Here is a 14,164-nt window from a genome sequence, read left to right as displayed (position 1 = left end):
GTTTTAGCATCCCGAAAAACCTCACCTTTGTACAAAAAATTAATATTTTTCCTGGTTTTAGCATCCCGAAAAACCTCACCTTTGTACAAAAAATTAATATTTTTCCTGGTTTTAGCATCCCGAACCCCCTGGGGGGTATTTTTTTATTAAAAGTTAAAATAAGTTATATATCATATAGTTATGTACATGTATTACTACCTAATATAACTAGATATGGATAAAATAGCGCTATCAAGATGAAATCTCGCAAAGTATTATTCTTTTTCTCAAAAGATAATCTGATAGATTATCTAAGTGTTTTTCTGCTCCTGAAAATTCTCACCTAGTAACTTTAATTTAAAAATTAAATTAAAAACTTACATAGTTTACCCCCCCCCGTATTTTCTCACCCCGTATAGTAAATACGGGCCCGAAAATCTCACTAAGATAGTTTTAAGACAAAAATATCAAGTTTGGACTCTTTGCTAGTCTTAATCAAAAGATATACTCCCCGTATTTTCTCACCTATAACACATGGGTAGCCTAGCAAGCTAAACCTGAATCCCCTCACTATATTTCCCGTTTTTCCTCACTTGCTCCCCCGAACTCAATCACCCTTCATCCTGTTAAATCTCACCTAAGCCCCTGAAAACCCTCACATTAGGGGGGCAAGAAACTATGCTGGATAAGGGTTTAAGCTAACGTTAACCTTTTTAAGGTATTTTTTATGTTTTTCAACTAACTCAACAAACTATCAGACTACGAAAGTAAATTTTATAGTAAAATTTTGAAAAGATATTATAAGTACTGCTTTTTATATCACAAAATAATTTAAAAAATGCCCTAAAAACTTTTAAAAAATAAATATCTTTATATAAAGACTGCCCCATAAATTAAAACTAGTAATATAAAAGCACTCTACTAAAATTAGTAATTTTACTGATTTTATCAGTACTAAATCTGACTTTTTTAAAAAAATTCTATGTAAAAAATTTAGAAGAAGATTCTCTACTATAGTAGATATACTATTTAAGTATATAGTTACATTTTATATATGAAGTTACCTCTATATCATAGAGATAAATTATAATTTAGTTTTTCTAACTAATTATAATAAGAAGTTTTTAAGTTCAAATTTGAATATAAATGATAGTCTATTTCTTGTATAGAATTAACTTAAAAAACAGTTAATGTTTAGACATCGATTTTTTAAAAAAAGTTAAAATTATATTATTTCTAATATAAGTTAGTGCATTGAAATTTTATAAGAAAATATATCATGATTTATTGGTTATAAGAACGGCTCGTCACTTCAATTCTTTATTAATTTAACTTTTAATATAAAAATTATTTATATACTATTCATTACTTATTTTAATAAATTTTTATCATGTTAATGCGTGATTTACTGAAGTATTTATTTTTAATAAATACTCGTTTCTAAATTAATTAGAATAATTCTTTTATGAAAATTCTGGGTTTAATTTATCATTATAGTAATTCGCTTTAGATTTTGGCCCAGCATTTTCTCATGAGTTATTCATACTATTAAATACAGTAACAATTTTAGCGTTGTAACTATGTATCATAGTACATGCAGTCTATTTCAAATTACTCCGATGATAGAGCTAATATTTTTTATTATTAGGCCTTTTATATTGGTTATTATACTGTTTTAAGCTCGTATTTTTGTTAATATAATGCACTAGATACGTAGATTTCTGATTAAATGAAATTAATGCGCAGCGTTTAAATATAGTTTATACATACCTAATATGTATATTATATACTTTTTTATAGTTTAACTTAAAAATAAAAATTTATATTTTACATTAATGTCATACTAATAATCCTTACTTATCTAGTAAAAGTTTAATTCTATACTTTGTTCTTTTACTGCATACCATGGTATAGTTAATAAATAAGTATTTTTTAGAATGTGTCTATATTTTATATTGGAATAAATAAGTATAAATATTAAGCTCTCAACCTTATTTTTACCACACAATGTTGTTTTATGTAGAATTTTAGCATTTCACATACTACTGATGTAGTAATACACTCTATGCGACTTCATATATGTTTCCTTGCGTTATTTCATATAAAATGTTATATTTTTTGTTTATAGATCTTTCGCTCTTCTAGTAAAGATGTCAGCTATGTTGAGTCCGTTAATAACTATCTTTCGCTTACTAAAATTTATTTAAATTAATAAATGAGAATAGCCTTTCTTCGAGGGGGTTAAGTTATAAGTTTAAAATATGTCAGTTTTTGACTAATAATCCTTATTATAAGATTCCATATATTCTATTCCCTTATAAAATTGTAGATAATTCTTTTTACACATATCACTATTATTTATATCTGTTGCTTTATAGTAAAAACATCCTATGTAGAACGATTTTTTAAAATTTATAGGCCTAACATTGATTCCAGACAATTTTTCTATTCTAGAATCTAAGTCAGATATTTTTATTAAAAAATACTATTTTAGTAATGTTCAGGTAATCAAATCAGGATTAATTTTAATCGTGTTGGAATTAAATACCGGTATAAATATAATTTTGGGGACGTACCTACTAAGAGAATTTCATGATGTATAATCCAAACTATGCTGTTATAGAAATTTTAGTAAAAACAGTGGAAAACTAAGTGGACAAAAATAAGATTTTTGAGATTGAATAACCTAAAATTTATAAAAAACTTATAGCGTAGCTTTATTACAAGCCATTTAGTGGCGTTTTATGTTTTGTCGAGAATTTTAAAATGGTTCTAATGTTTCTTACTAAATGTTTAAAAAAAACTATACATCGTGTAGATTATATCAGCTTGTATAGACTGACATTTTAGATGGTATAGCTATATAACAGATAGTGCCCGTAGTATAGAGGAAAAGCGTTTTTAGTTGCCGGCACTAAAGTACAATAATTAAATCTAAGAGCATATTTAGTTCTCGAATTAGATGTACTGTACAAGAAATCGTTTTCTCGCTATAGGTACGCTACTATCTGAGCCTATTACTAGTTACTCTATGTTTATCATGTTTCGTATAAAATCCATGGGTGTTGTATTTAGAATTTTTTATTAAAAATAAGGTAGCTGGTATATATATGAAATACAAGCATAAGGGTGTATCTATACAAGATATTGACCACCCCCATATAGTATTAACTATAATCAGTATTATTGGATATATTGATATATTAGTGGGGGTCTTAATATGTAAAACTAATTGCGATAAAGACTGTTAGTGTAGGTATAGAGACTATATGCTGAGTGTGGTTAAAACTGTATTATATGTTTTCCTAGTTCTAATTATTATTAGATACTCTAGTAAAATTTATAGGTCAACGTATTTAAAGTATATTCTGAATTAATACCGTGTTTTTTATCGGAAATCCTTGATGTTTATTCATAGGCTAAAATTGAACACATAATAAGCAGTATATATGGCATTCTATGTCAGCTTTGCTGCCTTAGATTGAGAAGAGCGTTGATCTTAAGCGTAGTCATTGTAGCAAGCGATATTAGAGTTGCATGCCAGAAAGCCTACCGAAGTTTATTTAGGTAATATACGGTTTAAGGACAACGTAGTTTAACTCCAGCCTCTAGATATGAGCTATGAGCAAAGACGCGATTAACACTATGACGACAACCTTGCTACACTCTAACGGACGCTGGCCCAGTGATGTGATGTTGTGGCACGTTCAAATCCCACTCGCTCCCACTGCTTGGAACTTGCTTCGGGTGTGTTTATCAGATGATGAACAGCAACGGGCATTACGCTATCAGCGTGACGCGGATCGTCTTCGTTTTGCCGCAACGCGCGTTGCGCTACGAGCCTTGCTTTCCAAGCATACTAGCACTGTTCCGCTATCACTTCGCTTTTCATCGGGGATTTTCGGACGACCAGAACTCACTGGATACGGAAACACACTATCGTTTAACGTTACGCATGCAGGTCAGAATGCGCTAATCGCGATCTCAGAGAGGCGATGCGTGGGCGTAGATATCGAGTATACAGATCGTGTGATAGCTTGGCAGGCATTACTCGAAACAGTATGTACCACTGATGAACGCCACGCGTTGCTTAGGAGTAGTCTCGTGCATGGTACTAAGGGTTTTTTACGGTGCTGGACAGCTAAGGAAGCTGTTCTTAAAGCTCTAGGAACTGGTATTAAGTACGGATTACAGCAGATTTCAGTAGATCCTTTTGCCCAAGGTGTACAGTATGTTAAAGCTCCAGTAAAAAATATACGGAGGAGTAGCACTTCCGTACTACAACTACACTGGATCGACAATCTTGTCAGCTATGTTGGCTGTATCGCGTTTGGCCCGCTTGGCAGTATTAAGGTATATCTTCAATCAACTAATTCTAGTTTAGCGCATGATAGTTAATATCATTAAACATTGCATTGAACAGGCCATACTGTACATCAGGATTGTCTAAATACATAATTAACATTAATAAAATTTTCTCATCATGTAATTTTTTAAAAATTTTTTGATAAAATACATAATTTTATTATGACTCTACTAAGATTTTTGATCTTATGTGTAACTTGACGTAATCTCTCTACAGTCTAGACAATATGTATAGTTAATTATTATTAATAATCTTTGTTACGCTTCATAAGAATATAATTACGTATCACTTAAGTAATATTATTATAGATACAATTAGTTTTATAGAATTATTATTCTCATTTATAGAATTCTACTATTCTAAAATTAGAATAATTTAGAAATTCTGAAAAATTTTTTATTTTTCTCGTTTTTATGGGCATTTAGATTAATTTCTTGTCCCTAGAATCAAGTTTAATAAAAATGTGCTATGAGAGATGTATTTGATATACACATGCAAGCTGTAACAGGCTTCGGACTACATAAGGTAATCAAACAACTCTAGAGATAGCTTCAGTGCAGATAAGATGTAATTTATCGAAAGCATAGGCCTATTAATAATATATACGAATATATATTCGTAATTTTTTCAATAAAATTCTGCTAACAGACTTATCTTCATAACAAATAATATTTACTTGTATTTCTATATAACTCCCGGCGTGGTGATAGTCGTATAAACGCTGATTGTAGTAATAATATACAAAAATTTATTAGGATTAATTCTTGTCGCTCCCCCGATTTATAGCGTAGTACTACTGAAAATATTTAGCCCGCTTAAAAATTTTAGAATGTTTGAATATATTTAATTAATTTTTTTAAAAAATTAATTTTTATCGGGAACTATATAATGAAACTTTTTAAAAAAGTAATATACGAATTTATAACGTCCGAATTTAGCAACGTTAGGCAGACTTTTATTTCTTTTTTCTAAATGTATCGAGATATACTGGGACTGCATGAAAATTAAAATATACAGGGAATACTAATGAAACAACAAGCACTATCGGCCATCTTTCTCAGCGTGCTCGCCGCGCCGGCTTTTATAGCCTACGTTTAAAGCCCGGTAATACTGGGCGATACTATGATAATAGTGTAAACATATTTGTATAGAGAAAGCTCTCAAGATAAGTATTTTTTTCTAAAGGCTTGCAGGGACCGCACTGGGGTTTGTGTAGTTCAGAAGATTTAGACAGCAACGTGAAGGCAATCTTCCGGATAGAAAATGGCGTTCATTAAGTAATACCACTTTAAGTCAAAGTAGGCTAGCATTTAGCCACCAAGCTTATGTAGGGTTGTAGAATGATGTATACGGAACGATAGCGTTTGGTCGTCAATATATGCCGGATATAGACTTACTAAAAGATTTTACGGGCAGAAATTATTTAGGCTCAATGTTTGCAACGCTAGGTAATATCGATAACTGTAGTAATAGTATCTATATCAACATCCGGCTAAGTATACAAGCCCAACCTGGGCTGGCTCCCGGTTCGAAAGTTTATGCGCGTTTGGCAAGCGGGGTAGGCCCGCTTGGTAGTAGCTGTGCCTAGGGCACCGTAGTAAGGCATACGACTGGTCCAGTTTCGATAGCAGCTAGCTATTACAGTGGGGGTAAAGTTATAAACGGTATCGTAACTTTACAAGTACTGATTCGACTTCGAATAAAATAATAGCCGATCCTATATTTAGTAGCCCTATTAATAATAATTAAACCCTTGCTGCGTCGATTAAAATCGGCCGGGTTGCTAGTCAGCACATAATAGGGTCCCTTAATTTCGGTGCATCATATAGCAGCGCGCGGTACATAGCAGATTCCTCTTCATTATTTGGCCAAACTCAAAAATAAAATACTGAAAACGTATATGCGATCTACCAAGCCACGCCAACTTTCCTCACAGGAATTAGCTAAGGTTATACGAAGAGTTTAGGTAATTCGTCAGCTAAGTACAGACAAGTGAGTTTTGGTGCTGACTATAAGTTATCTAAGCGGACTGATTTGTACCTAGTCAGTGAATGGTAACATGCTACTAGTCAACAGAACAACGCAGGCAAGAAAGCTCAAGCTTCTATTAGTTCGTACGGTTTTTATAGTGTAAATAGTGATACGAAAATATATATTTCTCTAGGCCTCTGCCCCAGGTTCTAAGCCTCATGTAATTTTTTATTACGAAGTAGCGTAGTATGCTAGTTTAGCTAGGTAAACTAGCGGGATGCTCGAGATCTGGGGATGTTTATGTCTAAAAACTAGGGCTGATCGCACGTACTATAGCTATTACAATTTAGCGTTAACACGTCGAATTTAATAAGAGATTTTCTTAATAACTCACCATCGTTAAGTCTTTATCATGGGGTACCAGTACGACATGCTCCCTCAAGAAAAAGGAATAATACGTATAATAAAGTAGCCTAAATTCCAGCATATTCTTATAGCTGTATACTACGCAGTCGTATTTAAACAATATTTCTATATAAATGGAATGTCGTCTATCGTACTAGATTCCTAAAAGCTAGTTGGGTATCAAGTTTAAGTATTCGGCAACTGTATAGGCTCTTTTTTAATGGCAATACTGGCAACTGTAGTACATTTTTCTAGTCCGAGTGTGTATTCATGTTATGGCGCTCTTAGAAAGTGCGCATTATCGTCGTACAGTTTCCGAGAAAGAATCGGCTGTGTATTTATTGAGAATGTTAAGCCCCACCCCAAGTAAAACGATTAGTTTTATGCTAGATTGTGGCTAGTGTTAATTTAGAGGAAGATGTATCAGTTTTTTAGGAGTTCATTCTTTGGCTGTATGTTGAATATTTAGCTAAAGATGCGCGCACCTTAGTTAGGATAAATAGCTTATTGCCACATAGTTTTGTGTCGAAAAAATTGTTTGTAGCCTAGCATGAAAATAGATGTATCTTATTATGCTATCTATAAGTGATTGCTAATAGGTTAGCGATAGCACCAGCACGTTGGCATAGATGGCGATCAGCTTATTAATTTGTCTTAGTACAGCAAGACGATAGGTTGATTTAATAACTATTAAGCAGACTGTTTTTACTATTTACTATATAAGATGTTCTAGAAAATGTAGCATCTAGTACAGCATAGGCGAGCGTCTTTCCTAAAAAGGGTCTTTGCGTTTTAGAGTTTTAATGTCTATATATAATCAGGAATTGTAGCGTTTTTCAATAAAACTACTGAGCTTTCTTTGGCTAGAAGCTTTAAGTCAATCTTCTAGATTAGTTAAATTGTTACGCCTGAATTTGCGCTCTATTCTATGTGGAAGTATTACGTTCACCGATCTCGATTTACACTGTGAAGCAGCATCTTACTGTATCTGTGTTGACTATGATAGTGTGTTAGATCAGTGGTAAGCGATAAAGAAGCGTATGTTGTAACCATACGCTTCTTTATCGCTAGTGAGCCAGAAGTCATCCTATATACTGCGTAGAGAGACATTATCTAGCTATAGTTGTTATGTCAAAACGCGCCTGATTTTGAGCTGTAGCTGCATGATTGTATGACAAAGTATCAATCTGATAGCAGCGCGAAAGGGTCGGCTTAGAGGAGGTATCTGAGGCGACTTAAGCGACCCCCGACAATTTTTTCAAAAAATTGAAGTAAAACTGATGCGATGTTGAATAATTCTTTATTTTTTATTGCGGGGTCGTTCGAAGCTGTTAAAGCTACCAAGCTAACATTGGTAAAGATAGTTAATCAACAATTATGTTGTATCAATTTTTTTACGAGCTTCCACACTTCTGCTCTGATTGAGATAAGAATGTACTTTTTACCAAAGTACTAGGATCGAAAGCCGATTAGCTCATGGTGCTTGTATTTTGTACGTAATTCAGCCATTTTTGACACCTCTATTATGGTAGGCACCAAGCTCCCATATTATCAGGTATTTTATCAACTTACACCTTAACTCTTAAGGAGTCGCATGCCGCACGACATCACCCTCATTACTCTGATCGCAACTGGGCTGGGGCTCGCAATGATTCTTGGCTACATCGCATCGTGGCTTAGAATGCCCCCGCTGGTTGGCTACCTGCTGGCTGGCGTATTGTGTGGACCTGGAACGCCGGGTTTTGTTGGCGACTTAGCGCTTGCTAGCCAGCTTGCAGAGATTGGTGTAATGCTTCTGATGTTTGGCGTTGGTCTGCATTTCTCTCTTGATGACTTGCTTGCGGTAAAGCGTATTGCTGTGCCTGGCGCGATCGTCCAAATCGCAGTAGCGACGGCGCTCGGAATGGGAACGGCCATGTGGTGGGGATGGCCGATCGGCGTATCGCTTGTCTTCGGGTTGGCACTTTCGGTAGCTAGTACTGTTGTGTTACTGCGTGCGCTGGAGGCCCGGGGCCAGCTTGATTCAGCTAATGGTCGCATTGCAGTCGGTTGGCTAGTTGTTGAGGATTTAGTCATGGTGCTCGTGCTAGTATTGCTTCCACCATTATCCGGCCTACTTGGTGGCTCGCCGGATAGCAGCTATGTTGAGAAGATGACCCAAACGCACACCGGTACGGCACACCCTAGTCTAGGGGTTATGGTTGGCGTAACTTTTGCAAAAGTTTCTGCTTTTATTATATTAATGCTGGTGGTTGGTCGCCGCGTTTTTCCACGACTATTGTTCTTAGTAGCCCGAACTGGTTCACGTGAACTATTCACACTCTGCGTAATAGTTGCTGCAGTTGGAGTGGCGTACGGATCGGCATGTTTATTCGATGTGTCGTTCGCGCTTGGCGCATTCTTCGCTGGCATGATGATGCGTGAGTCTGAATTTAGCCATCGTGCAGCAGCTGAAACGTTGCCGTTACGCGACGCGTTCTCGGTACTATTTTTTGTATCAGTTGGCATGCTGTTTGATCCTTATGTATTAATTAAGGCGCCATTACACGTGCTTGGCGTAGTTGCAATTATTATGGTTAGCAAGACGTTAGCTGCGATGGCGCTAGTTCTTGCTTTCCGATATCCGTTAAATAGCGCGTTAACCGTTGGTGCAAGTCTTGCACAAATCGGCGAGTTCTCGTTTATTTTATCTGGACTCGGGATGTCTCTCGGCTTGTTGCCGAAAGAGGGCCAAGATTTAATACTGGCTGGTTCACTTATTTCTATTGCGTTAAATTCGTTTGTATTCGCCGCGATCGAGCCAGCACAGGCATGGATCCGGAGTCGTTCTAGCTTAGCGCGACAGATGGAATGCCGAGAGGATCCGCTAGCTGCACTACCGATAACTGTGCCGCAAGCACACCTAACTGGCCAGGTCGTGATTGTTGGTTATAGCCGTGTCGGACGTCGTATCGCGAAAATACTGGCCGCACATCAGATTTCTTATGTGGTAGCCGAACAATATCGTGATATCGTCGAGAAGTTGCGTGCCGAGCAAACACCGTCCGTATGTGGCGATGCTTCGGATCCGACGGTGCTAGTTCAAGCGCATATCGCCCGCGCTGGGATGCTTGTAGTAACATTATCAGACACTTTTAATATTAGAAAGATCGTTGATACTGCTCGAATATTAAATCCCTCTATCGAAGCTGTGTTATGTACTGATAATGATGACGAAGCTACACTACTTGAATCGGAGAAAGTTGGTACGGTGTTTGTTGGGGATAGTGAGTTAGCGCGAGGTATAACTTCTTACATATTATCTAGGATGACGGGCACTATGACTAGTAACAGTATTTTAGAAGCCGGCGCATCTAGACATTCAGAATGACAGGAGATCTGAATTTGAGTATCAGTTCAGCGTGTTTCAGAGCATTCCAATCTTAGCTAGCTATAAGCAAGGGTTATCCACAGAAACTGTGGATAACCCTGTGGTGAATCTAAATAAAATCCTAAGAAATCCAAGATTTATACCTGCATTAGTACTTTGCTACATAGCCCTTAAAGTCAATAGATATATAGCATATATATTATGATGAAAGAACCAAGCTAATAACTCATAGTCCCGTAGAGTGCATCCAGTGCAACTCATTACTAGTACTACATTACGATCTATTAAATACAGTTATATTGGACTAGTGCAGTACTCTAGAAGATATTGTAATTAATAAGACATGCTACTTATCAGACGAACCTCTCTGTAAAGAGGGCGCGCTGATCCTCAAGATTTAAGAATTTTAGTTTAATAAAATTCTTGAACAACACTACGATAAATCGATTAACCGATTTTATGTAAAAAAATAATATTTATATCAAGATTAAAATCTTGATTTTTGAGTTTCTTATGTAATAAATACTTAATCAATGCAGAACAATCTGTTGTTTATTTGATATGTAGCCGTTTTAAGCGATCCTGTATCAATGTAGACGTAGTTTATCCAATGTCTTTCTTGGAGTTTTTATTGTAGACCGATATAAACATACTGATATATTTTATCTATCTTGTAATAAACTTGTTAGAATAGCGTATTATTTTCGAGCTATGCAGTATTTTAGATGAGAGTACAGCGGAAACAAACTATGGTATCTTGTTAAGCTTTTAGCACGTCCAGCGTCTATTTAATGCATATTAATGAGCAGGTGGGCATCGTTGAATCTCACGAAGCACATCAAGCTATAACCACTCAGAAGCTTGCGTCGTGCAGTTCATTCTATTCTGCGATGCGCATTCTACCGCGCTCTCAGCGCAAAGATATATATGAGATCTATTCTTTCTGCCGTCAGGTCGACGATATCGCGGATAGTAGCGCGTCTCGCGCGAGTCGGCTAGACTCGCTCGAGAAATGGCGAATCTCAATCGCGAGCTTGTATGCAGGTAATGCTAGCCCGGCACTAGACGCACTTGCGCATGTTATACATCAGTTTTCATTACAGAAAGATGATTTTATCGCTGTGATCGACGGTATGGAGATGGATGTAACTGATGCTATCATCGCTCCGGATCGTAGTACACTGGATTTGTATTGCGATCGCGTCGCTTGTTCAGTTGGCCGTTTATTAGTGAAGATTCTCGGGATACCAGCCGACGATGGTTATCAGCTCGCAAATCATCTCGGACGAGCGCTACAGTTAACTAATATCTTGCGAGATATCGATGAGGATGCCGAGATGGGTCGCGTGTATCTTCCGCGACCTATACTCATAGGGGCTGGTATTATGAATCCCACACCTAGCGTAATCCGGGGTGCGTCAATTGATCGCGCATGTGCGTCATTAATTACCGACGCGCGCATGCACTTTGTGCAGGCTAGCGCAATTATGGCACGACATCCTCGACACATGGTTATTGCGCCTCAAATCATGGCGCACACCTATTACGCATTATTTTCTAAGTTAGTCCGCCGAGGCTTCGATGCGCCGCGTGCTAGCGTGCGTCTTTCGCGCGTGCGTCTTATGCTGACTATTGCTAGATATTGGCTGCTGTCATAATGCACATAGTAGTTGTATAATGAATTGTTGCCTTGAATCTAAATGAGTATATTACATAAATCTTTAGATCCAAACTTTAATAAAATGCTTACCCGCTTTCTATCGTTTGATGAGCGCCTTGAGCAGGTGATTCAATCAGCAATTAACGCGCTACTGGAAGCCCAACATAGCGACGGTCATTGGTTATTCGAGTTAGAGGCCGATGCGACGATCTCGTCTGAATATGTATTAATGGTTCATTATCTAGGAGAACTACCTAACTCTATTCTTGAGGAGAAAATAGGTGTTTACCTAAGACGCATTCAGGGCAAACATGGGGGCTGGCCGCTATTTCATGATGGTGATTTTGATATGAGCGCAAGCGTTAAGGCGTATTTTGCACTGAAGATGATTGGTGATCCGCTTGACGCACCACATATGAAGCACGCCCGCGATGCGATTCTAGCTCACGGCGGCGCAGCCAAAAGCAATGTGTTCACGAGGATCTTGCTTGCGCTGTATGGGATATTAGACTGGCGGGCTGTACCAATAATGCCTGTAGAAATTATGCTATTGCCTAGCTGGTTTCCATTTCATCTTTCTAAAATTTCGTACTGGGCGCGTACTGTGATCGTGCCGCTTCTCGTGCTGCAAGTTTATCAGCCACGCGCTCGCAATCCTCGAGGCATTGGTATTGATGAAATTTTTATCGGCTTGCCCAGCGACGTCGACTCCATATCAAAAGCTGCGCATCAGAGTCAAGGATGGTTTTCATTCTTCTCAACTATTGATACACTGTTACGTAAGTTTGATCCGTATTTCCCAAAAAAGTTACGACAGAATGCTATTAATGCTGCTGTGCGTTTTGTAGAAGAGCGCCTGAACGGCGAAGAGGGTCTTGGTGCGATTTTTCTAGCTATGGTTAACTCAGTGCTAATGTACGATGTACTTGGTTATCCACCAGAGCATCCCCATCGTGCGATCGCGCGCAAGTCAATCGATAAATTGCTAGTAATTCATGATGATGAGGCTTACTGTCAGCCCTGTCTTTCGCCTGTTTGGGATACTGCATTAACTGCACACGCTCTTCTGGAGACTGGTGAATCACACGCTATTGAGCACGCTGCAAAGGGGCTTGACTGGTTGCTACCTCTGCAGATCTTAGATACTCGAGGCGATTGGGTTTCACGTCGTGCAAACGTGCGGCCTGGCGGCTGGGCATTCCAGTTTTCGAACCCACACTACCCAGACGTTGACGACACGGCGGTAGTCGCAATGGCAATGGACCGCGTTGAAAAGCTACAAGTACGAAATCATTACCGTAACGCGATCGACCGGGCCTGTGAGTGGGTTATTGGTATGCAAAGCCATAATGGTGGCTGGGGCGCATTTGAAGCAGAAAATACATATCTATATCTGAATAACATCCCGTTTTCAGATCATGGATCACTGTTAGACCCACCGACTGTAGATGTGTCGGCACGATGCCTGTCAATGCTTGCACAACTATCTAGCACACCGCAGAGGCGGGCTGCGGCTTTGCGTGCTAAATGCTACCTTCTTGCCAATCAGGAGGATGATGGCAGTTGGTATGGGAGGTGGGGCATAAATTACATCTACGGCACTTGGTCTACGTTATCCGGTTTGCATGCCGCTGGCATTAAAATGGATGCATTAGCGATTTGCCGTGCGGCGCACTGGTTGCGCTCGACCCAGAATTCAGATGGTAGCTGGGGAGAAGACGGAGATAGTTATAAGATTAACTATCATGGCCATGAGCCATCGACGGGTACCGTATCACAAACTGCATGGGCACTGCTAGGGCTGATGGCAGCTGGCTGTGAACATGATGAAGCTGTCAAGCGTGGCATCGAGTACTTACTTAATACCCAGAATAACAAAGGATTATGGGATGAAGCGCTATTCACCGCAACAGGATTTCCGCGCGTCTTCTATCTACGCTATCACGGCTACTGTAAGTTTTTTCCTCTATGGGCGCTTGCTCGCTATCGCAATCTCTCCAAATCTACTACTGCAATCAATAGCGCAAATCCTTGCTCTTAAGTTTAAGGCCCAGCCCTTACCCGGCTAAAATTTAATAAAAAATAGCGTGTGGTAAATACCGACTAGGTTGTGAACTGTAATAAATAACTGAGAGCCGATGCGTTATAAATAATCATTTTTTATAGGGCAGCGCCTCTTTTAGATTGCCTTCAAGGAGAGCATATTAATATTTTTAATAGTCAACTGTTCTTGAAATTTAGTGTGTAGTTACAGAAATAGCAGATATCTTAAGATCAATTAATTATAAAACCTTTATAGGAAAGTGTTTCCTATTGTAGTTACGGTGGATGATAAGATAGACGATAGATATCGTTCTAGACGCTGAGTATCTCTACGTGCTGAAAATATACACATATAAAATATAGAGATATA

General features: G+C 38.0%; 4 protein-coding genes. All 4 read left to right on the top strand.

What is annotated here, in order from left to right; all coding sequences use genetic code 11:
- Window positions 1-3,600 precede the first annotated feature (3,600 nt).
- The 4 genes from K0T93_RS04285 (at window position 3,601) to shc (ending at window position 13,792) form a co-directional block, all read left to right on the top strand.
- Complete coding sequence (locus K0T93_RS04285; RefSeq protein ID WP_225721835.1) at window positions 3,601-4,377, top strand: 4'-phosphopantetheinyl transferase family protein; 777 nt, start codon at window positions 3,601-3,603, stop codon at window positions 4,375-4,377.
- Window positions 4,378-8,315: 3,938 nt separating this feature from the next.
- Window positions 8,316-10,091, top strand: coding sequence for a cation:proton antiporter domain-containing protein (locus tag K0T93_RS04280; protein ID WP_225721834.1), 1,776 nt, complete (start codon window positions 8,316-8,318; stop codon window positions 10,089-10,091).
- A gap of 890 nt (window positions 10,092-10,981) precedes the next feature.
- Window positions 10,982-11,749, top strand: coding sequence for a squalene/phytoene synthase family protein (locus K0T93_RS04275; protein ID WP_239025400.1), 768 nt, complete (start codon window positions 10,982-10,984; stop codon window positions 11,747-11,749).
- An 84-nt stretch (window positions 11,750-11,833) separates the two neighbouring features.
- Window positions 11,834-13,792 (top strand): squalene--hopene cyclase, encoded by a 1,959-nt coding sequence (gene shc, locus K0T93_RS04270; protein ID WP_225721852.1) that lies wholly within the window; start codon window positions 11,834-11,836, stop codon window positions 13,790-13,792.
- Window positions 13,793-14,164 lie beyond the last annotated feature (372 nt).

Source organism: Candidatus Vallotiella sp. (ex Adelges kitamiensis) (assembly GCF_020342435.1).
GTDB lineage: Bacteria > Pseudomonadota > Gammaproteobacteria > Burkholderiales > Burkholderiaceae > Mycetohabitans.
Note: the sequence above shows the minus strand (reverse complement) of the source record. Positions and strands in the feature narration are given on the sequence as shown.

Excerpts from the sequence above, each read along its gene's own strand:
- K0T93_RS04285 (WP_225721835.1), top strand. The coding sequence starts at position 3,601 with ATGAGCAAAGACGCGATTAACACTATGACGACAACCTTGCTACACTCT.
- shc (WP_225721852.1), top strand. The coding sequence starts at position 11,834 with ATGCTTACCCGCTTTCTATCGTTTGATGAGCGCCTTGAGCAGGTGATT.
- K0T93_RS04280 (WP_225721834.1), top strand. The coding sequence starts at position 8,316 with ATGCCGCACGACATCACCCTCATTACTCTGATCGCAACTGGGCTGGGG.
- K0T93_RS04275 (WP_239025400.1), top strand. The coding sequence starts at position 10,982 with ATGCGCATTCTACCGCGCTCTCAGCGCAAAGATATATATGAGATCTAT.